This window comes from Erwinia papayae, from assembly GCF_058241465.1.
Window position 1 is genome coordinate 235008 of record NZ_JBZCHT010000009.1, and the last position, 23628, is coordinate 258635.

General features: G+C 50.5%; 17 protein-coding genes. 8 read left to right on the forward strand and 9 right to left on the reverse strand.

The genetic code is table 11. The annotated features are described in order from the left end of the window. Positions 1-10 precede the first annotated feature (10 nt). Positions 11-1204 carry a nicotinamide mononucleotide deamidase-related protein YfaY gene (locus AC3RPL_RS05945; protein ID WP_490739289.1) on the forward strand — a complete coding sequence of 398 codons (1194 nt, stop codon included), beginning with the start codon at positions 11-13 and terminating at the stop codon, positions 1202-1204. Positions 1205-1289: 85 nt separating this feature from the next. Here the strand turns inward: AC3RPL_RS05945 and AC3RPL_RS05950 are convergent, their stop codons facing one another. From AC3RPL_RS05950 to ubiG, 5 genes are all read right to left on the reverse strand, one after another. Continuing rightward, a complete protein-coding gene (locus tag AC3RPL_RS05950; RefSeq protein ID WP_490739290.1) occupies positions 1290-2045 on the reverse strand; it encodes a hypothetical protein in 756 nt (251 codons plus the stop codon). A gap of 100 nt (positions 2046-2145) precedes the next feature. Further along, on the reverse strand, positions 2146-2406 hold the full coding sequence (gene yfaE, locus AC3RPL_RS05955; RefSeq protein ID WP_490740640.1) for a class I ribonucleotide reductase maintenance protein YfaE: 261 nt from the start codon (positions 2404-2406) through the stop codon (positions 2146-2148). A 1-nt stretch (position 2407) separates the two neighbouring features. Beyond that, positions 2408-3538 carry a class Ia ribonucleoside-diphosphate reductase subunit beta gene (gene nrdB, locus AC3RPL_RS05960; RefSeq protein ID WP_034938043.1) on the reverse strand — a complete coding sequence of 377 codons (1131 nt, stop codon included), beginning with the start codon at positions 3536-3538 and terminating at the stop codon, positions 2408-2410. 68 nt (positions 3539-3606) lie between these two features. After that, the gene (gene nrdA, locus AC3RPL_RS05965; protein WP_490739291.1) at positions 3607-5892 is read right to left on the reverse strand and encodes a class 1a ribonucleoside-diphosphate reductase subunit alpha; all 2286 of its coding nucleotides are present in this window, start codon (positions 5890-5892) and stop codon (positions 3607-3609) included. Positions 5893-6389: 497 nt separating this feature from the next. Continuing rightward, positions 6390-7118, reverse strand: coding sequence for a bifunctional 2-polyprenyl-6-hydroxyphenol methylase/3-demethylubiquinol 3-O-methyltransferase UbiG (gene ubiG, locus AC3RPL_RS05970; protein ID WP_490739292.1), 729 nt, complete (start codon positions 7116-7118; stop codon positions 6390-6392). Between the two features lie 191 nt (positions 7119-7309). On the opposite strand from ubiG, the gene gyrA reads away from it, so the two are divergent. Further along, positions 7310-9949 (forward strand): DNA topoisomerase (ATP-hydrolyzing) subunit A, encoded by a 2640-nt coding sequence (gene gyrA, locus AC3RPL_RS05975; protein ID WP_490739293.1) that lies wholly within the window; start codon positions 7310-7312, stop codon positions 9947-9949. A 251-nt stretch (positions 9950-10200) separates the two neighbouring features. Further along, positions 10201-13056, forward strand: a complete 2856-nt coding sequence (rcsC, locus tag AC3RPL_RS05980; RefSeq protein ID WP_490739294.1) for a two-component system sensor histidine kinase RcsC — start codon at positions 10201-10203, stop codon at positions 13054-13056. A gap of 62 nt (positions 13057-13118) precedes the next feature. Here rcsC and rcsB read toward each other — a convergent pair whose 3' ends face one another. Then, positions 13119-13769 (reverse strand): response regulator transcription factor RcsB, encoded by a 651-nt coding sequence (rcsB, locus tag AC3RPL_RS05985; protein WP_490739295.1) that lies wholly within the window; start codon positions 13767-13769, stop codon positions 13119-13121. After that, positions 13766-16420, reverse strand: coding sequence for a phosphotransferase RcsD (gene rcsD, locus AC3RPL_RS05990; RefSeq protein ID WP_490739296.1), 2655 nt, complete (start codon positions 16418-16420; stop codon positions 13766-13768). Before rcsD ends, rcsB begins: the two co-directional genes overlap by 4 nt. A 618-nt stretch (positions 16421-17038) precedes the next feature. Between rcsD and AC3RPL_RS05995 the strand changes: the two genes are divergently transcribed. Together AC3RPL_RS05995 and ompC are read left to right on the forward strand one after the other, a co-directional pair. After that, positions 17039-17239 carry a hypothetical protein gene (locus AC3RPL_RS05995; protein WP_490739297.1) on the forward strand — a complete coding sequence of 67 codons (201 nt, stop codon included), beginning with the start codon at positions 17039-17041 and terminating at the stop codon, positions 17237-17239. A 610-nt stretch (positions 17240-17849) separates the two neighbouring features. Next, a complete protein-coding gene (ompC, locus tag AC3RPL_RS06000; protein WP_490739298.1) occupies positions 17850-18968 on the forward strand; it encodes a porin OmpC in 1119 nt (372 codons plus the stop codon). A gap of 69 nt (positions 18969-19037) precedes the next feature. Here ompC and AC3RPL_RS06005 read toward each other — a convergent pair whose 3' ends face one another. Then, positions 19038-19163 (reverse strand): hypothetical protein, encoded by a 126-nt coding sequence (locus AC3RPL_RS06005; RefSeq protein ID WP_490739299.1) that lies wholly within the window; start codon positions 19161-19163, stop codon positions 19038-19040. A 160-nt stretch (positions 19164-19323) separates the two neighbouring features. On the opposite strand from AC3RPL_RS06005, the gene apbE reads away from it, so the two are divergent. The 3 genes from apbE to AC3RPL_RS06020 all read left to right on the forward strand — a co-directional run bounded on the left by apbE (position 19324) and on the right by AC3RPL_RS06020 (position 22768). Continuing rightward, complete coding sequence (gene apbE, locus AC3RPL_RS06010) at positions 19324-20364, forward strand: FAD:protein FMN transferase ApbE (RefSeq protein ID WP_490739300.1); 1041 nt, start codon at positions 19324-19326, stop codon at positions 20362-20364. Between the two features lie 20 nt (positions 20365-20384). Then, positions 20385-21029, forward strand: a complete 645-nt coding sequence (gene alkB, locus AC3RPL_RS06015; protein ID WP_034938028.1) for a DNA oxidative demethylase AlkB — start codon at positions 20385-20387, stop codon at positions 21027-21029. Between the two features lie 86 nt (positions 21030-21115). Beyond that, positions 21116-22768 carry a multidrug ABC transporter permease/ATP-binding protein gene (locus AC3RPL_RS06020; protein WP_490739301.1) on the forward strand — a complete coding sequence of 551 codons (1653 nt, stop codon included), beginning with the start codon at positions 21116-21118 and terminating at the stop codon, positions 22766-22768. 73 nt (positions 22769-22841) lie between these two features. On the opposite strand, the gene AC3RPL_RS06025 is transcribed toward AC3RPL_RS06020, so the two are convergent. Next, positions 22842-23609 (reverse strand): 4'-phosphopantetheinyl transferase family protein, encoded by a 768-nt coding sequence (locus tag AC3RPL_RS06025; RefSeq protein WP_490739302.1) that lies wholly within the window; start codon positions 23607-23609, stop codon positions 22842-22844. Between the last annotated feature and the right edge of the window lie 19 nt (positions 23610-23628).

Consider the following 23628-nt stretch of genomic DNA (forward strand, 5'->3'; position numbering starts at 1 on the left):
GGAGAGAAAAATGATCAGAGTGGAAATGCTGGCGACCGGTGATGAAGTGTTGCACGGGCAAATCGTCGATACCAATGCCGCCTGGCTGGCGGAGATACTGCTGCAAAACGGTCTGCCGATGACCAGCCGCCAGACGGTGGGCGATAATCTTGATGAGCTGGTCACCGTGCTGACCGAACGCAGTAAAGTGGCCGATATACTGATTGTCAACGGGGGGCTGGGGCCGACCAGTGACGATCTCAGCGCGCTGGCCGCGGCAAAGGCCGCTGGCGTGGAGCTGGTGCGTAATGAAGTCTGGCTGGAGAAGATGACGGCTTTTTTTGCCTCGCGTGGCCGCAGGATGGCTGACAGCAATCGTAAGCAGGCTGAAATCCCCGCCGGTGCGGAAATGCTGGATAACCCGGTCGGTACGGCCTGCGGTTTTGCTATACAGCTGAACCGCTGCTGGATTTTCTTCACGCCGGGCGTGCCTTCCGAATACAAAGTAATGGTTGAACAACAGATCCTACCGCGTTTACAGGCCCGCTTTTCACTCCCTGAACCCCCGGTTTGTCTGCGTCTGACCACCTTTGGTCGTGGAGAGAGCGATCTGGCCTCCGAGATTGAAGCGCTGGCACTTCCACAAGGTGTGGTGATGGGATACCGCGCCTCGATGCCGATTATCGAGCTGAAGCTGAATGGACCGGTAACGAAGCTGAAAGAAATGGAGCAGTTCTGGCAACAGGTTCGCGAAATTGCCGGAGACAGCGTGATCTTTGAAGGGCGGGAGACGCTCCCGGCACAGATTTCACGCCGCCTGCGCGAGCAGGGGGAGACACTTGCTGTCAGTGAGCAGTTCACCGCCGGGTTGTTGCAGTGGCAGCTGGCTTCGGCAGAGGCACCGCTGGCTGCCGGTCAGGTTCTGCCAGCAGATAACGAAGCCCTGTCTTCTTTAGCCGCCCGTGCCCGGCAGCTGTCGGCAAGCGCCAGCCTGGCGCTGGTGGTCGGGGGATTGCAGCAGGACACCGTGGGACTGGCATTAGTCACGCCGCAAGGCTGTCACGCGATGAGGGTAAAGGCTAACCTCAGTCGCCACGATCTGAAATCGCGTCAGGAGGTGGTGGCGATGATTGCGTTGAACATGTTGCGCCGCTGGCTGAATGGTCAGGCGATCTGCCGTGGACATGGCTGGATTGAGGTGGTGGAAACTCAATTACTGACCTGAAGTAATATTATTAATGGAAAAGTATTTTCGGCACGGGTTTTTCAGAGTGCCGAAAATACAGACAGAAGATGATTCCAGATTAATATTATTTCAGCGACCATCCGAACTGCGCCAGTTGAAAAATTGCGATCAGTACAGCTAAAAATCCCAGAAGCTTGATTGTGGGTCTTTCAAGGAAATGATTTACTTTGTACGACCAGTTTCTGTTATGAATCTTAACTTTGTTTTTTTGCAGTAGAATATACATATGCCTGAACCAGTATGCTTTTGACATGGTTGATTTATGGAGTTTGACATATTCTTTTGCGGCAAAAGCTTCGACTTCGTCTTTACCAGAAAGATTATCCCGATGTTCACCGCTATTGAGCTTCATAAAACTGGCCATTCTTGGATGTTCTACGCAGTTCTCACCATAAGCAGCCAGTAGCATGGAAGACAGGTTGTATCTTTTGGTATCAGAAATGTGTGTAGAATCCTTTTGTGTCAGCACTTTAAAACGATGCGCTAATGCTTCAAATCCATAGTTTATGTTGGTCATATTCCAGTGGATCCAGTAGCAATTGCCATGATCGGCAACAAACCGGAAAAACTTATTAAGCATCTCCCCTTCCAGTTGATCATAATGATCATGAATAGAATCTCTGGCTATTCCTTTTATTTCAGCTACAAGATGAATGGAAAAACTATGCATTGTGACACTATCCACATGAAGCACCGCAATAGACGTTATTCGGGGTGAGTAGTTTTCATTGTTATCATTAAGATTCTCACAGGAGTAGTGAATAATGTAGAGACTATTTTTATTCTTATTTAATACTTCCAGGGTTTCTTTTATCTTCATTTTATTTATTCCTGATATGGCTCCACATGCTCTCAGAGAGAGAAATAAACAGCAGGAGGGATATGACTATATAAAATTAAAAAAGAATCTTTTCCTGAAACTACATCTCTATTTCAATATCCCCTTTTGCTGTACAACAGCATGGCAGAATTTCCCCTTCCTGAATAAACGCCAGTGGCCGAGAGGCGTAACAGACTTCGCCTTTTAACAGCCGGGTGCGGCACGAACCGCAGTAGCCTTCCCGACACTGATATTCCACCGGAATACGGTGGGACTCCAGCGCATCAAGCAGTGAAGAGTGCTCATCGCGACAATGAAGCTGCGTACCAGAGGTACGCAGCGTAATGATTGCGCCAGCCATCTTACAGCTGGAAGTCGTCAAAGTCGTTTTCACCCACTTCTGAGTCGATCTGACCGACCAGATAGGAGCTGACTTCCACTTCCTGGGGAGCAACCTGTACGTTGTCCGATACCAGCCACGAGTTGATCCACGGAATAGGATTCGAACGGGTCTGGAATGGCAGATCCAGACCCACGGCCTGCATGCGGATATTGGTGATGTACTCAATATACTGCCACAGAATATCTTTGTTCAGACCAATCATTGAGCCGTCACGGAACAGATATTCCGCCCACTCTTTCTCCTGTTGTGCCGCCAGCACGAACAGGTCGTAGCACTCCTGCCGACACTCTCTGGCGATCTCTGCCATTTCCGGGTCGTCTTCACCGCTGCGCAGCAGGTTCAGCATATGCTGAGTACCGGTCAGATGCAGTGCTTCATCACGGGCAATCAGGCGAATGATCTTAGCATTACCTTCCATCAGTTCACGCTCAGCGAAGGCAAATGAGCAGGCAAAGCTGACGTAGAAGCGGATCGCCTCCAGCGCGTTAACGCTCATCAGGCAGATGTACAGCTGTTTTTTCAGCGCCCGCAGATTAACCGTTACCGTTTTGCCGTTGACCTGATGACTGCCTTCGCCCAGCAGATGCCAGTAGTTGGTCATTTCGATCAGGTCGTCGTAGTAGCCGGAGATATCCTTCGCGCGGGAGAGGATCTGCTCATTGGTGACGATATCGTCAAACACAATCGCCGGGTCATTGACAATATTGCGGATGATATGCGTGTAAGAGCGCGAGTGGATGGTTTCGGAAAATGCCCAGGTTTCCACCCAGGTTTCCAGTTCCGGGATAGAAATCAGCGGCAGCAGGGCCACATTCGGGCTGCGACCCTGGATGGAATCGAGCAGGGTCTGATACTTCAGGTTGCTGATGAAAATGTGTTTCTCATGGTCTGGCAGCCCCTGGTAGTCGATACGATCGCGGGAGACGTCCACTTCTTCCGGACGCCAGAAGAATGAGAGCTGTTTTTCAATCAGCTTTTCAAAAATGTCATATTTCTGCTGGTCATAACGGGCAACGTTAACCGGCTGACCAAAGAACATGGGTTCGTCGAGCTGGTTGTTTTTATTCTGCGAGAAGGTTGTGTAAGCCATAAACAGTAATCCGGTAAGACCCTTAACGGGAACAGTGAAGGGGGCGCATTAACGCGCCCCATCTTAACTTAAATTTTGCAGGCACCGCTTTCGCAGCCGTCATCCTGAATCGATGGCGCCAGATCGTCCTGCGCATCTTCTGCACCATCACGGGTGTTCTGGTAGTACAGGGTCTTCACGCCAAATTTGTAGGCGGTCAGCAAATCTTTCAGCAACTGCTTCATCGGCACGCGACCGTTGGCGAAGCGTGTCGGGTCGTAGTTGGTGTTAGAGGAGATCGCCTGGTCAATAAATTTCTGCATCAGCCCGACCAGTTGCAGATAGCCATCGTTATTTGGCATTTCCCACAGCAGTTCGTAACTGTCTTTCAGACGCTCATACTCCGGCACCACCTGGCGCAAAATACCATCCTTTGACGCTTTAATGCTGATGTGGCCACGCGGGGGTTCAATGCCGTTGGTGGCATTCGAAATCTGCGAGGAAGTCTCTGATGGCATCAGCGCTGACAGCGTGGAGTTACGCAGGCCGTGGGTTTTGATCTGTTCACGCAGCGTTTCCCAGTCGAGGTGCAGCGGCTCGTTGCTGATGGTGTCCAGATCTTTTTTGTAGGTATCGATGGGCAGAATGCCCTGTGAATAGGTGGTTTCGTTAAACCACGGGCAGGCACCCTGCTCTTTTGCCAGCTCGTTTGAGGCTTTCAGCAGGTAATACTGGATAGCTTCAAAGGTACGGTGCGTCAGATTATTGGCGCTGCCGTCAGAATAGCGAACGCCGTGTTTTGCCAGGTAGCAGGCAAAGTTGATTACGCCGATGCCGAGGGTTCTGCGTCCCATCGCCCCGCGTTTTGCCGCAGGGATAGGGTAATCCTGGTAGTCGAGCAGGGCGTCCAGCGCACGAACGGCAAGGATCGCCAGCTCTTCAAGATCGTCAAGACTGTCAATGGCACCCAGATTGAAAGCCGACAGGGTACAAAGGGCGATTTCGCCATTCTCGTCGTTAACGTCGGTCAGGGGTTTGGTCGGCAGGGCGATTTCCAGACAGAGGTTAGACTGGCGTACTGGCGCAATTGATGGATCGAACGGGCTGTGAGTGTTGCAGTGATCGACGTTCTGAATGTAGATACGACCCGTTGAAGCACGCTCCTGCATCATCAGTGAAAACAGATCAACCGCCTTCACACGCTGCTTACGAATGCTGTCATCCTGCTCATATCGGGTATACAGACGCTCGAACTCATCCTGATCGGCAAAAAAAGCGTCGTACAGCCCGGGGACGTCCGACGGGCTGAACAGGGTGATATCACCGCCTTTCAGCAGGCGGGTGTACATCAGCTTGTTGATCTGCACGCCGTAGTCCATGTGACGAACGCGGTTTCCTTCCACACCCCGGTTATTTTTCAGTACCAGCAGGCTTTCAACTTCCAGATGCCACATCGGGTAGAACAGCGTTGCCGCGCCGCCACGCACACCGCCCTGCGAGCAGGACTTCACCGCTGTCTGGAAGTGCTTGTAAAAAGGAATACAGCCGGTATGGAATGCTTCACCGCCACGGATTGGGCTACCCAGTGCACGAATGCGTCCGGCGTTGATACCGATGCCCGCCCGCTGAGAAACATACTTAACAATGGCACTGGAGGTGGCGTTGATGGAATCCAGACTGTCGCCACATTCGATTAATACGCAGGAGCTGAACTGGCGGGTGGGGGTGCGTACCCCGGACATGATTGGCGTCGGCAGCGAAATCTTAAAGGTGGTGACCGCGTCATAGAAGCGTCTGACGAAATCCAACCGGGTTTCACGTGGGTAGTCGGAAAACAGGCAGGCCGCGACCAGCATGTAGAGGAACTGGGCGCTTTCATAGATTTCGCCGCTGACGCGGTTCTGAACCAGATATTTCCCTTCCATCTGCTTCACTGCCGCATAGGAAAAGTTCATATCGCGCCAGTGGTCGATGAAGCCGTCCATCTGTTCAAACTCTTCCACGCTGTAATCCTGAAGCAGATGGCGGTCGTATTTTCCCAGATCAACCATCCGTTTTACCTGGTCATACAGCTTTGGTGGCTCGAACTGACCATAAGCTTTTTTGCGCAGGTGGAAAATAGCCAGGCGGGCAGCCATGTACTGGTAGTCCGGCGCTTCACGTGAGATCAAATCGGCGGCGGATTTAATAATGGTTTCGTGGATATCAGAGGTTCTGATCCCTTCATAGAACTGGATATGTGAACGCAGTTCGACCTGTGAAACGGAAACGTTTTGCAGGCCTTCAGCAGCCCAGTCAAGCACACGGTGGATTTTGTCCAGATTGATTCGTTCAGTGCGGCCATCGCGTTTTGTGACAAGCAGGCTTTGATTCATTGCGCGTTTTATCCTGTCCGTGAAGTCAAAAGTATCCCCCGGTTATACACATGTGAGTAACATTGTGGATAAACACTATATATAGGGGGCAAATGGAGAATGGGTAACAATATGGTGAGTATTCTAGTAATTAATCACTGCTTAACAAGGCTTGATTTTCACAAGGTTTTACTGTTCGACAGCTGGCTTTTTTCCTAAGTCCGCGTTTCTCAAGGCGATGCAGTAAGTCAACCGCTTAAGAAATTTTTTAGAAACTCTGACGCCCGCAGCATTCTTGTTCAGTTCTGACTGGACGTGAATTTTTTAACAGCAATACCGCTCGGCAGACCTGCGTAATATTTTTTCTCTTCAGGTGCCCCGTGTCATTTTCTGGTGCTGAAGCAGGGTGTCTTAAGCTGGCAGCTGAACCCGGCATTGGGTTGAGCTGCCGCAGCGGGTCGCTGTCAGGCGCGGTTTTGCGTGGCTCGGATGCGGAGCTTTGCTCTCCGGGCTGGGCCTTATTCAGCCGGGCAATGGGTGTGAAGCATATAGTTAACGTCCACGCCGGGTGCCAGTTTAAATTTGTTGGTTAACGGGTTGTAGTGCAGACCAGTAATATGGCGCTCGCGCAGCGGGGTATCGTCAAGCCAGTTGAGCAGTTCGCCAGGACGGATAAATTTCTTAATGTCGTGGGTGCCGCGTGGCACCATGCGCAGCAGATATTCCGCACCCACAATGGCCAAAAGCCAGGCTTTGCTGTTGCGGTTCAGGGTGGAGAAAAACACTTCGCCTCCGGGCTTAACCAGGCGGGCGCAGGCATGAACGACCGAACGGGGGTCCGGGACATGCTCCAGCATCTCCATGCAGGTGACCACATCATACTGTGCGGGAAATTGCTCTGCATGTTCTTCTACCGTCTGTTGCAGGTAATCGACTTTAACGCCGCTTTCCAGCGCATGCAGTCGGGCTATCTGTAACGGCTCTGCGCCCATGTCCAGCCCGGTGACCTGTGCCCCTTCACGCGCCATGCTCTCGGCAAGGATGCCGCCGCCGCAGCCGACATCCAGCACTTTTTTGCCAAACAGGCCGTTGCTGCGTTCAGCGATATAACCCAGGCGTAACGGATTAATGCGATGTAATGGTTTGAATTCGCCTTCCAGATCCCACCAGCGTGAGGCGACGGCTTCAAATTTAGCAATCTCTTGATCATCGACATTCACAGACCTGCCGTTTTGTTCTGCTTTCATTCACTCTTGCTCCGTGGAAAGTTTGCCAGAAGTATACATCTTTCCACCCTCTGCGGGGCAGTGCGCCATTTTCAATCCATTCAGGCGCGATTAAAGCGTGCAAAACGATGCTTTCCATTCACCACCTGGCCTAAAGGTGATATACTTTCGCACCTTTGAATCCGGGTATATTTTAGAAGGAAAGCGCCTTAATGAGTGACCTGGCAAGAGAAATCACACCGGTCAATATCGAAGAAGAGTTGAAAAATTCCTACCTCGATTATGCCATGTCGGTCATCGTTGGCCGCGCATTGCCTGATGTTCGCGATGGCCTGAAACCAGTACACCGTCGTGTCCTCTATGCCATGAACGTGCTGGGCAATGACTGGAATAAACCTTATAAAAAGTCTGCCCGTGTGGTGGGTGACGTTATCGGTAAATACCATCCGCATGGCGATACTGCGGTGTATGACACCATTGTTCGTATGGCGCAGCCGTTTTCACTGCGTTATATGCTGGTGGATGGCCAGGGCAACTTCGGTTCCGTTGACGGTGACTCCGCCGCTGCAATGCGTTACACCGAAGTGCGTATGTCGAAAATTGCTCATGAGTTGCTGGCGGACCTCGAAAAAGAAACCGTCGACTATGTGCCTAACTACGACGGCACCGAGCAAATCCCGGATGTTATGCCGACTAAAATCCCTAACCTGCTGGTTAATGGTGCCTCAGGGATTGCCGTTGGGATGGCGACCAACATTCCTCCACATAACCTGACCGAAGTAATCAACGGCTGTCTCGCGTATATCGATGATGAGAACATCAGCCTTGAAGCCCTGATGGAACATATTCCAGGCCCGGATTTCCCTACCGCTGCGATTATCAATGGTCGCCGTGGTATTGAGGAGGCTTACCGCACGGGGCGCGGCAAAATCTACATTCGCGCGCGAGGCGAGGTGGAAGTTGATGCCAAAACCGGCCGCGAAACCATCGTCATTCACGAAATTCCCTACCAGGTGAACAAAGCCCGCCTGATAGAGAAAATGGCGGAGCTGGTAAAAGAGAAGCGCCTTGAAGGGATCAGCGCGCTGCGTGACGAATCAGATAAAGATGGTATGCGTATCGTCGTTGAGATCAAACGCGATGCGGTTGGCGAAGTGGTGCTGAATAATCTCTATTCGCTGACGCAGTTACAGACCTCTTTCGGCATTAATATGGTGGCCCTGCATCAGGGACAGCCAAAAATTATGTCGCTGAAGGAGATTCTGGAAGCCTTCGTTCGTCACCGCCGTGAAGTGGTCACACGCCGCACTATTTTTGAACTGCGTAAAGCACGCGACCGTGCGCATATCCTTGAAGCGCTGGCGATAGCCCTGGCGAACATCGACCCGATTATTGAACTGATTCGCCGTGCGCCAACGCCCGCCGAAGCAAAAGCGGGGCTGATTGCGCAGGCCTGGGATTTAGGCAACGTGTCCGCCATGCTGGAGCGTGCCGGAGATAACGCGGCTCGGCCGGAGTGGCTTGAAGACCAGTTTGGTATCCGTGAAGGGCAGTACTGGCTGACAGAGCAACAGGCACAGGCCATTCTGGATCTGCGCCTGCAAAAACTCACCGGGCTGGAACATGAAAAACTGCTGGATGAGTATAAAGAGCTGCTGGAGCAGATTGCTGAGCTTATCCATATCCTCGAAAGCGCCGAGCGTCTGATGGAGGTTATCCGCGAAGAACTGGAGCTGATCCGCGATCAGTTCGGTGATAAGCGACGCACTGAAATCACCGCCAACAGCGCTGATATCAATATCGAAGATTTGATCAACCAGGAAGACGTGGTGGTTACCCTGTCTCATCAGGGCTATGTCAAGTATCAGCCACTGACGGATTATGAAGCCCAGCGTCGCGGTGGAAAAGGCAAATCGGCTGCGCGCATTAAAGAAGAAGACTTCATTGATCGCCTGCTGGTTGCCAATACCCATGACACCATTCTGTGCTTCTCCAGTCGTGGCCGCCTCTACTGGATGAAGGTGTACCAGCTGCCGGAAGCAAGTCGCGGAGCCCGTGGCCGACCTATCGTCAACCTGTTGCCGCTGGAAGCTAACGAGCGTATCACCGCGATCCTTCCGGTGCGGGAATATGCCGAAGGCTGGAATATCTTCATGGCGACGGCCAGCGGCACGGTGAAGAAAACCGCGTTGCAGGAGTTCAGCCGTCCGCGTAGCGCCGGTATTATTGCGGTGAATCTGCGTGATGACGATGAACTGATTGGTGTGGCGCTGACCAATGGTAAAGACGAAGCCATGTTGTTCTCTGCTGCCGGTAAAGTGGTGCGCTTCTCTGAGGAGGCTGTTCGCGCCATGGGACGCACCGCATCGGGCGTCCGGGGTATCAAACTGGCGGAAGGCGACCGGGTGGTATCACTGATCGTGCCTCGTGATGAGGGCGCCATCCTTACCGTGACACAAAACGGTTACGGTAAGCGTACCGATAACAGTGAATATCCTACCAAGTCCCGCGCAACACAGGGGGTTATCTCGATCAAAGTGACCGAGCGTAACGGACCTGTGATAGGAGCAGTTCAGGTTGTCGACAGCGATCAGATCATGATGATCACCGACGCCGGAACGCTGGTGCGCACGCGCGTTTCTGAAGTGAGCGTGGTGGGGCGTAACACTCAGGGCGTTATCCTGATCCGCACCGCTGAAGATGAAAATGTCGTGGGCCTGCAACGTGTGGCCGAGCCGGTCGCGGAAGAAGAGCTGGATGCGATCGACGGCAGCGTGGCGGAAGGGGACGATGATATTGCCCCGGAAGTCGACAGCGACGACGATGCAGCGGAAGGCGATGAGCAAGAGTAATCTCCGGCGTTTCTGAACCTTCTGTCACCGCTGAAAACCCCCGGTCAGTACACTGCTGACCGGGGGTTTTTCTTTCTGGCTGAGCGGGCTGGCGGAAAAGCGGGTCTGTCTTTATCAGTCCTGGCAGGACACTCGCTGGAGCAGAGACTTTTCTCTCTGTGCAAGGGGTGGTTGGCTGGCTTTTTTGCAGTTCTGGCGGTACTGTATTGGGATCAAATTGGTCGATGGTCAGCCGCTCTATAGGGTTTCGTTTGAAATACTTAGTCTCCTTCAGAACCACGTTGCGGATCTCCCGCTATCTGTTTCGTGCGCTGGCGCTAATGCTCTGGACGTTGGGCGCATTGCTGACGACATTTTATATTATTAATGTACTGCACGAGAAAGAAGGGCAGGTGCGCCAGGAGTTTAACGCTAACGTTGAGCAGGTGCAGTGGTACATCACTCACTCGGCTGACGTTACCCGTGAGCTTAAGTTCATCGCTGAAAATCGCCTTAACGCTTCCGCCAATGGCCTTGATGTGCTGAACGGCATGTTCCCTGGTAAAAATACCCTGCCTCAGTTTTACCCGCTTTATTCCGATTCAGATTGTGGAACCATGAGCAGTATGTGGCGTAACTCACTGGAGTCACAGAGCTATTTTCTGCGCTACTGGAAAGACAATTTCTCATCAGCTTATGAGCTGAACCGGGTATTTTTTGTAGGAGGGGAGAGCCTGTGTCTGGCAGATTTTGGCGTAGGCAATGCTTCTGTCGATCGTGGTCACGCGTTGAAGTCACTACAGGAACATATCCTTAAATACCGTAACGCCAATGGCGAAGAGCGCAAAAACAGTATCTTTTGGGTAGTGCCATCAGGCCAGCCCGGTGTCGGTTACTACTACATGTTGACCCCGGTGTATGTGGTCAGCAGGATGGCGGCGCTGTTGGGAATTGAGCAGACCATCAGGCTGGAAGACTTTATTGCGCCCGGCTCGTTCCCGGCCACCGCCATATTACTAGATGCGAATAATCAACGGATTATGTCTTCTTCTCGCACAGGGGAGCGTATTTCACTTGATGACCTGCCGGATGACAGTAGCTGGTTTGGCTACATTAACGGCTATAAGCAACTGGTGATGAAAAAGACGCTGACGCCGTCTTCTCTGACCGTAGTCTACTCTGTTCAGACCAGCGATTTGGTCGAGAAGCTGAAAATGCTGATCATCAATGCCATTTTGCTGAATGTGATCAGTGCGATTTTCCTGTTCACTTTTGCCTGGTTATTTGAACGACGTATGTTCCTGCCTGCGGAAGATAATGCGCAGCGTCTGGAAGAACACGAACAATTTAACCGCAAAATTGTTGCTTCAGCGCCGGTGGGGATTTGTATTTTACGCACCAGCGACGGCACCAATATCCTCAGTAATGAGCTGGCGCATAATTATCTCAGTATGCTGACGCAGGAAGACCGGCAGCGGTTGACCGAAATCATTTGTGGTCAGCAGGTAAATTTTGTCGATGTCCTGACCGGCAGTAATACTAACCTGCAAATCAGCTTTGTTCATTCGCGCTATCGCAATGAAAACGTCGCAATTTGTGTGCTGGTGGATGTGAGTGCCAGGGTGAAAATGGAAGAGTCACTTCAGGAGATGGCACAGGCCGCAGAACAGGCCAGCCAGTCGAAATCGATGTTTCTCGCCACGGTCAGTCACGAGCTGCGTACCCCGCTGTATGGCATTATTGGTAATCTCGACCTGTTACAAACCAAATCGCTACCTAAAGGCGTGGAGTCGCTGGTAACCGCGATGAACAACTCCTCCAGCCTGTTACTGAAGATCATTAGCGATATTCTTGATTTTTCTAAAATCGAATCGGAACAGCTAAGAATTGAACCCCGAGAATTTTCTCCGCGTGAGGTGATTACCCATATCGCCTCCAGCTATCTGGCGATGGTGGTGAAGAAACGGCTGACGCTGTGGTGCTTTATTGACAGTGATGTGCCGGTCACCCTCGATGGCGATCCGCTTCGCCTGCAACAGGTCATTTCCAATTTGCTGAACAACGCCATCAAATTCACCCACACTGGCGGTATCATCCTGCAATCTTACATCAGGGACGGTTACCTGGTTTTCTGTGTGCGTGATACCGGTGTGGGCATCCCGGCAAAAGAAATTCCCCGACTGTTTGATCCTTTTTTCCAGGTAGGCAGTGGGGTTCAGCGTAATTTTCATGGCACGGGTCTGGGGCTGGCTATCTGTGAAAAGCTGATCAATATGATGGACGGTGATATTGAAGTGGATTCGGAGCCGGGAATGGGCAGCCAGTTTGTGGTGCGCATTCCATTGTATAACAGTCAGATAATGACGCCGGTGCTACATGAGGGGCTCCATGGCAGGACATGCTGGCTGGAATTGCGGAATGACACGCTGTCGACGTTCCTGCATAAATTGTTGCAGCAACACGGTATCAACGTATTGCGGCTGGAAGAGGGCGCTCAGTGTGGTCATGATGATGTCATCGTGACCGATTATGACTTCCAGACTCAGCAAACGGTGCGCGCGGTTATCCGCTTTGACGGCAGCCATAATGACGGTCCGCTAGAGGTGATCTGCGGGCGCTGGATTTATGGCACCACCACACCCCATGAGCTGCCGGTGCTGTTGGGCCGAATCTCCCGGGTTGATGTCAGTATGCCCGACCTGCTGCCGGGGCTACCGGAGACGGAAGAGCAGAGCGCCAGCAATGAAGACATTCTGATTCTGGTGGTAGATGACCATCCAATTAATCGGATGCTACTTTCCGATCAGTTAGGAACTCTGGGCTACCGGGTGAAAACCGCCCAGGATGGCGTGGATGCCCTTAATGTGTTGAGTCGTCACGAATTTGACATCGTGCTGACCGATGTGAACATGCCAAATATGGACGGATATCGCCTGACACAACGGTTGCGTCAGCTTGGCCTGACTTTTCCGGTTGTGGGTGTTACCGCCAATGCGTTGGCCGAAGAGAAGCAGCGTTGCATGGAAGCGGGAATGGATAATTGTCTGTCGAAACCGGTGACGCTGGATACATTACAGCAGACGCTGGCCTTTTACGCGGAGCGGGTGCGTAAGGGCAGAGAAAGCTGAGCACCGTTCTGGCAATAAAAAAGGCGAATTTAACATTCGCCTTTTTTTATCCTGCCGGGGAATCAGTCTTTATCGACAGGCATTGTGCTGACTGACGAGAGATAGTTCAGCAGCGCAATATCGTTATCCACGCCCAGTTTCATCATCGCTGATTTTTTCTGGCTGGAGATGGTTTTAATGCTGCGGTTCAGCTTCTTGGCAATTTCTGTCACCAGGAAACCTTCGGCAAACAGACGCAGTACTTCACTCTCTTTAGGCGATAAACGCTTGTCGCTATAGCCACCCGCACTGATTTTTTCCAGCAGTTTTGCCACGCTTTCAGGCGTATACTTTTTGCCTTTTTGCAGGGCAGCCAGCGCTTTTGGCAGATCGGTTGGGGAACCTTGTTTCAGCACGATCCCTTCGATATCCAGGTCCAGAACGGCACTGAGAATGGCCGGATTATTGTTCATCGTCAGCACAATAATCGACAGGTCAGGGTAGTGACGCTTGATATATTTGATCAGGGTGATGCCGTCGCCGTATTTTTCGCCCGGCATCGACAGGTCAGTAATCAGTACATTGGCATCAAGTTTTGACAGGCTGTTGATTAACGCCGTGGAATCTTCGAATTCACCCACAACATTGACCCATTCGATCTGTTCGAGCGATTTACGAATGCCGAACAGCACGATTGGATGATCATCGGCAATGATTACGTTCAAGTTATTCATATTATTTGGTTACCTTGCTGCAACAGTTCATTGACGTAGCTGTCAATCTCACTGGTGGTATTTTTAATGTTTGAAATGTCACACTCTGTAATGTGCTGTTCTAACGTCTCACAGAGCTGCTTGCCTGGTGTCAAATTAAGCATGGCAAACACGCCTTTCAGGCGATGCGCGGTTTGAGCAAGCGAACTCAAATCTCCCTCGGCCGCTTCATTATACAATCTCTTCACATCGTCTGGTACTGTATCGACAAAGAGCTGGAAGTAACCCGGCGAAAATAGCTGGGCCACGTCCTGTTCTTCAACTGTTTCATCCAGGGCCAGTTGTTGTTCAATCAGTTGAAGTAATGCGTCCTGCATTGCGTTACTGAGGTTGAAATTGACTCTGAACTGATTACGGGAGAGCGCGGTGTAGCCTGATTCATCGTCCGTGAGCAATAACGACCACGGCGTGACATTCGCCGGTTCATCAGTGATCAGAACATCGTGATCCTGCCCGGAAAAACGTTCATCCGGGGTAATGCAACTGGCTCCCCAGTTTTCAAGCTGGCGAACCACGATTTTTCTGACGTCGTCCACTGAGATATCAATCAGTGTGGTCAGTCCCTCCAGCAACTTCTCTTCCTGCGGCTGCTGTAACTCCTGCGGAGCATGTATCTGGACGGTGAAGCGTGTACCAATGTCTGGTCGGGCAATAATGTCCAGTTGACCGCTCAGCTGTTTACAAAGCTGTTTGATCAGGAAAAGAGAGAGTCCCGAAGCCTGACTGAAACGATCCTGACTGGTTTCACCAAGGAATGGGAAATCAGCATTACCCAGCTCATCCACCGTAAGGCCTGCGCCAGTATCGACAATTTCAATTATCAACACGTCCGGACGGTCCTGAGGATGGCTCACTTCAATGGTGATTCGTCCCCATGCGGTGGTGGTGATGGCATAATGCAAGAGTGTGTTCAGTATTTTGTATAGGGCTCGCCGGTCGCTGAAGCGATTTTCATCCATGCTCAGCCGGTTATTCACCAGCAGTCTCAACCCTTTACGGCGCAAAGAGGGCAGAGCTTCTGTCACCAGTTCGTCCAGCACGGTTTGCATATTGAAAGCACCGGCGTCCGGTGCCCATTCATGGGTTTCCAGCCGGTTAAGCAGAACAATGTCGTCTACCAGACGGCTCAGTCCCTGGGATTCTTCAAGAGCATCGCTGATAGTGTCGGAGTGCTGAGTGTGACTGAGTTGCTGAAGCAGACTGATGACGTTGTGTAATGGACGATTAAGCGCATGGCCAAGATTTTGTAACAGTTGCTGACGAGTCTGATGATTTTTATCCAGTATCTGCTGGGCTTTCTGCAATTTCTTGTTCACCAGCAGTTCACGATCCTGATCGCGCATCATAAACAATTGCGTGTTTGGTGAGATCACACTGCGGGCATGATGAATTTCATAAACTTCATTATTCACCGTCGCCTGGAGTACGCCCTGGTGCTGGTCGGACATATTGATGATTTTTTGCAGATTAAGGTGTGGCAACAGATGTTCAGCAATCTTGTTACTGATGATTGTGCGATTACTGGAGAAGTCATAAACCAGCAGGCCTACCGGCAGGCTGCCAACAATCTCTTCATTTAATACACGCAGTGAATCCAGTTCAGCACTCTGATTTTCACTGGGCCGAAGCGATTGCTGACGCGACAGAAACAACCCGCACAGCGACAACAGCACCAGCACCAGATTGGTCAGCAGTGGCCACATCAGATTATGCAACGTATCCATAATCAGACCGGTTATCGGGACACGATGGATGAGCTGAAGTGGTGTGCTGGTCAGCGAAGCGGAAACTTCCACGTTAGGATTCATTAGCGAGACGCTGGTGCTACTACTGGCCTCATTGCTGTCGGAATTCTCGCTCGTCCCGCTGTTATCCTGTTTAAGCTGGAAGTTTTCCAGCGGCATATTAAGTGGGATGAGATCGTTGACAGGCAAATCAAATGCCACCACCGTTGCCAGATGTCCCGGCTGATTAAAAGTGGTACGAACGGTGAAATAGTGGTCGTTTTGCCAGGTAAAACGCCGCAGTGGTGAAAAGCTTTCGCGCTCGTCCAGCGCATTAGCCTGTTGCAGCATTTCGGCACGGCGGGAGTCAAAAATATTACTGATTGCACTCTCTTTATAACGGGTTGCCATATCCTTTAATGGCAGCGTTGAGATGAGAATCAGACTGTTATCCTGCCCGTCCAGAAAATACATTGACCAGGTACTGTTTTCAGCACCCCACAGCGTATCCAGATAGTTGGACATACGCAGCGTCATGTCCAGCGTGCCACCGTCATGAGAGCCGAAAATAAGAGATTCCGTTTTGCGGCGGGTTTTCTCCAGGTAGTAAACATCCGGACGCAGGCGCGTTTCCTGAAGGCTCCCAGATGGAGCGCCAGTTGCGCTGGCGGCGAGGTTTTCATAAATCTGCCAGGTCGCAAAGCGATAGGTGTTGATACGCTTTTGCATTGCGTGGGCAATGTCTGCCATCGCATAGCGTTTATCCATTAACCAGGCATTAACCGCATTGTGGATCATAAACCCTGAGCCAAGCAGCACCAGCAGAATAAACATCACAAAAAAATGGGTGATGTTGCCTGACTTCAAAGGGAATTTGTATGACAACATAGTGTAACTTACCCCTGTGAATGTAATGACGGCCAGGCGTTGGCGACCCGCAGAAATACGCTGATGGCGCTTAGGATCATCGTCGGGCAGTACCACTGAATAACAGATTCTCTCAGTGCTGGGATGGCGAGAATACCTGCATATTCAGTGGATGTCATGATGGAGGAAAAAAACCGTGATTCGACATGGTTTATGACTTCCCATCACATTGAAGCAGGATATGAGTCAACGAATCCATTCCTGTTGACCATTGTGTCGCGGAGAAAATCGATGTTTCAAACCTGCTGCACCAGCGATGAAAGACCGCGCTGGTGAAAGGATGATAAACATCTGCGCGGTGATTAAACTGTTGTGCATCCGGTGTTGTCATCGTTTTCGTTACTGGACCTGTTATGATTACCGCTACTTTTATCACAATTAACGAATTTAAAGAAGTTTAGCTTGCAAATTAAGCATGCTGGTTATCGCCTCAGCCCTTTGTACATCTGGCCTGTTAATAATTAATGCCTGAAAACAACACGGTTAATAAGTTTTCTTGCTTTAACATCACTTTTACAGACAACGCCGGACAATAAGAGCGCTAAAACGTATACTGTCTTCATTCCTTAACAGGCCGGGATGGTGCTGAAAGGTTACACAGGCATTGATCAACGCTTTACGAATTTTCATCTCACCACCCAGGCAGCCCGGGGAGATACTGGCCGCCAGGCTGAAAGCCAAATCACCAGCAATGCAGATGAACTGCCGGACAAATCAGTTGTGGCTGCATTTATTCGGCAGGAAAATCAGAAAGAAACACACTCAGATATTATCTGTTAATACGCTGTAAGGACTTAAAATTTTCCGGACTTGCTGAAAATAAGACTGTATCAACACCCGATTTATTAATGGAATGGAAATCCGGCAGTTGTGGTGCCTTGCTGATGTTAAAAAAGAGATGGCTGTTATTTATTGGTAAATTATTTCAGCACTTCAGTTTCCCTTTACATAATCTGACAAATATTCAGCTTATCAAAAAAAAGCCGGACATCAGGTCCGGCAGGGAATATAAAGTGAAATAACTCATTCGGGGTGAATGAAGGTAATAATGAAATAAAATGATGATAGCGGGGCTATTCTATCTCACTGAGCGTCACTTATTTTTATCATTCAGTGCTCAAAAATATGCGCAAGGTAACTTCATGTAAAATATATATTTTTTTATATTTTGACAATTGGTGCTCTATTTTTGTCAATATGTGCTGGTCAAAAGTTCCTCCTTATTAACAAAATGAAATATTTAATTTGCGTTCTGAAACACAATCGGAAATTTGGTATCATTTTCTTTATGGATAATTACTTTTCTCTCATTAACATGAAATTCATGACTGAATTTTCAACGTTCAGTGTGCAGTGGCAAATTAATGCATTACAACCAGAGGGCAATAAAATGAAACTTCGCGTTCTCTCCCTGATGATCCCGGCGATGTTGATCGCTGGTTCTGCGGGTGCGGCTGAAATCTATAATAAAGATGGCAATAAACTTGACCTGTTTGGCAAAGTCGATGGTTTGCATTACTTCTCTGACAATGACGGCGCTAATGGTGACCAGTCCTATGTTCGTTTTGGTTTCAAAGGTGAAACCCAGGTTAGCGATCAGCTGACTGGTTACGGTCAGTGGGAATACCAGGCGGCGTTAAACAGCGCAGAATCTGAAGGCACGGCGAACAGCTTTACCCGTGTCGGATTTGCTGGTCTGAAATTTGGCGATGGTGGCTCCTTCGACTACGGCCGTAACTACGGCGTGGCCTATGACATTGGAGCATGGACCGATGTTCTGCCAGAATTCGGTGGCGATACATATGGTGCGGATCAATTTATGTTCCAGCGCGGAAATGGTCTGGCCACCTATCGTAACAACAACTTCTTTGGCCTGGTCGATGGCTGGAATTTCGCAGTGCAGTATCAGGGCAAAAACAGCAGTGCAACCGAATCGCCTAACGGGCGTGATGTGCTCGGTCAGAACGGTGATGGTTGGGGACTTTCCACTACTTATGATCTCGGTTCTGGCTTTGGCATTGGTGCTGCAATGGTCAGCTCCGATCGTACTACTGAGCAAAATGGTGGCACGGCGGGGACTTCTGGCATTCTTGGACGTGGTGACAAAGCGACAGCCTATACGGGCGGTCTGAAATACGATGCGAACAACATTTATCTTGCCGCAATGTACACCCGCTCTTACAACGCGACCCGCTTTGGTTCGAGTGATGATGCCGTTTACGGTTATGCTGACAAAGCAGATAACTGGGAACTGGTCGCGCAGTATCAGTTTGACTTCGGTCTGCGTCCTTCTCTGGCTTTCGTCAGTTCCCGTGGTACTGATATCCAGGGCTTTGGTTCGCAAAACCTGAAAAAATATGTTGATGTAGGTGCCACTTACTACTTCAACAAAAACATGTCTACCTATGTCGACTACCAGATTAACCTGCTGGATGATAACAACTTCACCAACAGCGCTGGCATCAACACTGACGATGTTGTCGCCCTGGGTCTGGTTTACCAGTTCTGATGTGGTTGAGGAGCGCGGTCAGACTGCGCTCCCGATTTTCCTTTCATTTGTTCGCTCCTCATATCTGACTTATTTCCCATTCAGCCGGTGGTAACGTGGACGGTAGATCTGTTTATTGTGCGTCTGCTTGTAATGTTTGTAACCGGCAAAGATAATCAAAGCGATGAAAATCACTGAAAGAATGCAGTACGTCATTCTGGATCTCCTGTTAATTCTTAATCGGGCAGCCAGATATAGCGTGCGCTAACAATCATTCTGATTAGCATTTTTGCCAGGGTCAAGGGTATAAAAATCGAATAAACCCCTGTTTTTTGCTATTTCAGTACCAAAAATAACTGAAGGTAGTTTTTTTTAAATGAAGATGAATTGGCTGTATTTTACTGGTTTTGCAGCATTTATACTGATTTCGGGTTGCGACAATCATAACAAGAGTCAGGCCGCTGAAGCGCTGGTATTGGATGGGCGCACTATGGGAACATTCTGGAGGGTCAGCCTCGCTGATGTCCCTGCGGAACGTAAAGACGCCCTACAAAAACTGATCCAGCAGCAGCTGGACAGTGATGATCAGGAACTGTCAACCTGGAAGAAAGATTCGGTAATTTCTCGCTTCAATCAGTACCGTGGTAATGAACCACAGCCGGTCAGTGAAAATATGGCCGATATTGTCACGCTGGCACTTCGCGTTGGTCACAAAACTGCGGGCGCGATGGATATCACCGTCGGCCCTCTGGTTAATCTTTGGGGTTTCGGACCTGACAAACAACCGGTAAAAACGCCGACCCCGGCTCAGATAGAAGGTGCCCGGAGCCAGACAGGCTTACAACATTTACATGTTATCCAACGGGTGGAAGGGGCTTATCTGCAAAAAGATTTGCCCGGATTGTATGTTGATCTCTCGACGGTAGGCGAAGGATTCGCCACCGATCATCTGGCCCGGTTGATGGAGAAAGAGGGTATTAACCGCTATCTGGTTTCTGTGGGAGGGGCGGTGCTCAGCCGTGGGATGAATCCACAAGACAAGCCGTGGAAGGTGGCGATTCAGAAGCCTACAGACAAGGAAGACGCGGTGCAGGCTGTGGTTGATTTACAGGGGCATGGCATCAGCACTTCTGGCAGCTATCGCAACTATTATGAGCTTGATGGTAAGCGAATTTCCCACGTGATTGATCCGACTACCGGTCGACCAATTCAACACAAACTGGTGTCGGCCACGGTGATTGCGACTACGGCACTGGAGGCTGATGGCTGGGATACCGGGCTGATGGTGCTGGGTGAAGATCGGGCTAAAGCCCTCGCCTTGCGTGAAAAACTGGCAGTTTACCTGATCATTAAACAGGATGACGGCTTCCGCACATGGATGTCGCCGCAATTTAAAGCATTTATTGTGCAACCGTAACAGGACTCTGAGGAGCGAAGATGCTGGATTTGTTTAGTGAAGAAGCCCCGTGGGCTGAGCCACTGGCTGATGGCGCGGTTATCCTGCGCAGGCGGGCGCGTGATGAATCCGGCAACCTTTTGCGGCTGATCGAAGAGATAGCGGTGCAAAATCCTTTCCATCACCGAATCACTCCGGGCGGACACCGGATGTCAGTGGCGATGACCAATTGTGGCGATTTTGGCTGGTCAACCGATTCCCGTGGTTATCAGTATAGTGAACGTGACAGCCTTACAGGTAAGCGCTGGCCTGCCATGCCTGAACATTTCCGACAAATGGCTACCTTATGCGCCGCAGAAGCGGGTTTCGATAATTTCAGGCCGGATGCCTGCCTGATCAATCGCTATGAACCTGGCGCAAAACTGACGCTGCATCAGGATAAAGATGAGCAGGATCTCAGACATCCTATCGTTTCAGTCTCACTAGGATTACCTGCCGTATTCCAGTTTGGCGGTTTCGAACGCAGCGATGCCACACAAAGAGTACTACTGGAGCATGGTGATATTGTGGTCTGGGGGGGACCTTCACGGCTGCGCTTTCACGGTATTTTGCCACTTAAACCCGGCATCCATGCTCTTACCGGGGCTTTTCGTTACAACCTGACCTTCCGACGTGCCTTTCGATAAAGCGTCGGCGTAAATGAGAATTATTCTTGATATCGCCTGACTTCTGATTACACTGCTGGCTGCAATAAATCTATCTGGATGGTGCCATGGAGTTGCTTCACGTTGTCTACCGGCAGTATCGCTGGCCTTTTGTTACGGTCATTATTCTCAGTCTGTTAAGTGCTGTATCAGGTATAGGACTGATCGCCTTTATCAATCGTGAGCTGATTGTTTCTCTGGGCAGTTCACTGCGCGTTTTACCTGAATTTCTTGGCCTTTTGCTGTTGCTGATGGCGGTAACCCTGGCCTCGCAACTGGCGTTAACGTTGCTCGGCCACCATTTTGTCTACCGGCTGCGCGGCGAATTTATTAAACGCATACTCGATACGCATGTTGAGAAGATAGAGCAGATTGGAAGCCCACAGCTACTGGCTACGCTAACCAGTGATGTACGCAGTATTACGCTGGCATTTGTACGTTTGCCGGAACTTATTCAGGGCATCATTCTGGCAGTAGGCTCAGCGATGTATCTGGCCTGGCTTTCAGCGAACATGTTACTGGTGACTGTCGCCTGGCTGGCGGTGACTATTGCCGGCGGTTGGTTGCTGGTATCGAAAGTTTACCGGCATCTGGCCGAGCTTCGCGATATTGAAGACCATTTATATACTGACTACCAGACCATCATTGATGGGCGCAAGGAGTTGGCTTTGAACCGTCAGCGTGCGCAACAGATTTATGAAACGGTCTATCAGCAGGATGCCCTGCGTTTTCGTCACCATATCGTCCGGGCAGATACTTTTCACCTCAGTGCTGTCAACTGGTCGAATATCATGATGTTAGGCGCAATTGGGTTGGTGTTCTTTATGGCCAACATTCTTGGCTGGGCTGATAATGCCGTTGCTGCAACCTATTCACTGACGTTGCTGTTTTTACGAACGCCTTTACTTTCGGCGGTTGGCGCTTTACCCGTGCTACTGAGCGCTCAGGTTGCCTTCAAAAAACTGAATGACTGGGAACTGGAACATTATCAGCCCGATTTTATGCTACCTGCTGCAGCCAGAAACTGGCATACCCTTGAGCTGCGCGATCTGGTTTATCGCTATGGTGACAGTGGCTTCAGTACCGGGCCGGTTAATATGACCTTGCGGCGCGGTGAACTGATATTCCTGATTGGCGGCAACGGGAGTGGGAAATCTACCCTGGCGATGCTGCTAACCGGTCTTTACCAGCCGGTATCCGGACAGATTCTGCTGGATGGAGAACCGATCGATACAAAAAATAATGAGAGCTATCGTGCGTTGTTTTCTGCGGTGTTCACAGATGTACATCTCTTTGACCGACTGATCGACCAACACGGGCAACCGGCAGATACAGAAAAAGTCCGGCAGTGGCTGGAGCGCCTCAGGATGCAGGACAAAATCAAACTGGAGGGGAACCGGGTGCTGGATCTGAAATTATCAAAGGGGCAGAGCAAAAGGCTGGCATTACTGCTGGCGGCGGCGGAAGAGCGGGACATCTTACTGCTGGATGAGTGGGCAGCCGATCAGGATCCTCATTTTCGCCGGATTTTCTATCGTGAGCTGTTGCCATGGCTGAAAAGTATGGGCAAAACGGTGTTTGCCATCAGTCATGATGATAATTATTTCCTGTATGCCGATCGTCTGTTGGAGATGCGTAACGGGCAACTCAGCGAACTGACCGGGCAGGAGAGGGAGCTGGCAACGCTCGATGCTGTGCGACGAACCGATCTACAGGCTTAACCGTGCTGTGCGCTACGGCTGAACTCCATTTACGGCACAACGTTTCGTCAGGACAGGTTTGACATGAATGTTGCTAGCGTTGCGGGGCGATAATCCAGCTCAGCACCTGATTCTGCTGAATCTGGACGTGGCCGGTAAACAGCCGACCTGCCGGAAAATCTGTTGAGTAATGACGGGCCAGTCTGATTGCCATCAAACCGGCCTCTTCATCGCAGGTTGTAATTTCTGCGGCGCTGAAATCCATGAACTGGCGTATCTGTGGAAATAATGCCTTGTAAAGGCTCTCTTTCAGAGAAAAGGCCAGGGTCAGCGCCAGACCATAAGGCCATCTGCTTTGCTGCAAAACCTTTTGCTCTTGCGCACTGACAATCATGTCCTGCATCTTTTTTGCAGTGTGCTGCTCGATGACATGCTCGCAGTCAATGCCGAGCAGTTTACCGCTCGCGGAAGGAGCCACTAACAGGCGGACAGAACTGTCGGTATGGGAAAGTGAACCCACTATGCCAGCGGGCCAGACCGGTGAACGGTCAGCATCATTTTCCAGTATAAAGTCATTAACGCCCATCAGAGTCAGAGCGTGGCGCACGCAGACCCGGCTTGCAAGATATTCAGCCCGGCGTTTTCTCACTGCCTGTGTAAGATGAGCAGGCGGTGGAACGGCAAAATCATTGAACAAACCTTCCCCGAAAGATGACAGGTTGTAACTTGCCTGCATCAGAATGACGTCAGAATGTCCGGAAGCGGAGGAGAGGACGATGTCCTGTAAAAAGTCAGTGTCCGGGAAAGAGAGCTCTGGATTTGCGGCAAAAATTTCAATGCTGGTTTTTTGTTGATTGTTCACTGCTTTCGAACCTGCTCAG

Excerpts from the sequence above, each read along its gene's own strand:
- ubiG (WP_490739292.1), bottom strand. The coding sequence starts at position 7,118 with ATGAAAGCAGAACAAAACGGCAGGTCTGTGAATGTCGATGATCAAGAG.
- rcsD (WP_490739296.1), bottom strand. The coding sequence starts at position 16,420 with ATGTTGTCATACAAATTCCCTTTGAAGTCAGGCAACATCACCCATTTT.
- AC3RPL_RS05945 (WP_490739289.1), top strand. The coding sequence starts at position 11 with ATGATCAGAGTGGAAATGCTGGCGACCGGTGATGAAGTGTTGCACGGG.
- AC3RPL_RS05950 (WP_490739290.1), bottom strand. The coding sequence starts at position 2,045 with ATGAAGATAAAAGAAACCCTGGAAGTATTAAATAAGAATAAAAATAGT.
- nrdA (WP_490739291.1), bottom strand. The coding sequence starts at position 5,892 with ATGAATCAAAGCCTGCTTGTCACAAAACGCGATGGCCGCACTGAACGA.
- ompC (WP_490739298.1), top strand. The coding sequence starts at position 17,850 with ATGAAACTTCGCGTTCTCTCCCTGATGATCCCGGCGATGTTGATCGCT.
- apbE (WP_490739300.1), top strand. The coding sequence starts at position 19,324 with ATGAAGATGAATTGGCTGTATTTTACTGGTTTTGCAGCATTTATACTG.
- AC3RPL_RS06005 (WP_490739299.1), bottom strand. The coding sequence starts at position 19,163 with ATGACGTACTGCATTCTTTCAGTGATTTTCATCGCTTTGATTATCTTT.
- yfaE (WP_490740640.1), bottom strand. The coding sequence starts at position 2,406 with ATGGCTGGCGCAATCATTACGCTGCGTACCTCTGGTACGCAGCTTCAT.
- AC3RPL_RS06020 (WP_490739301.1), top strand. The coding sequence starts at position 21,116 with ATGGAGTTGCTTCACGTTGTCTACCGGCAGTATCGCTGGCCTTTTGTT.
- AC3RPL_RS05995 (WP_490739297.1), top strand. The coding sequence starts at position 17,039 with ATGGTGCTGAAAGGTTACACAGGCATTGATCAACGCTTTACGAATTTT.
- nrdB (WP_034938043.1), bottom strand. The coding sequence starts at position 3,538 with ATGGCTTACACAACCTTCTCGCAGAATAAAAACAACCAGCTCGACGAA.
- alkB (WP_034938028.1), top strand. The coding sequence starts at position 20,385 with ATGCTGGATTTGTTTAGTGAAGAAGCCCCGTGGGCTGAGCCACTGGCT.
- gyrA (WP_490739293.1), top strand. The coding sequence starts at position 7,310 with ATGAGTGACCTGGCAAGAGAAATCACACCGGTCAATATCGAAGAAGAG.
- rcsB (WP_490739295.1), bottom strand. The coding sequence starts at position 13,769 with ATGAATAACTTGAACGTAATCATTGCCGATGATCATCCAATCGTGCTG.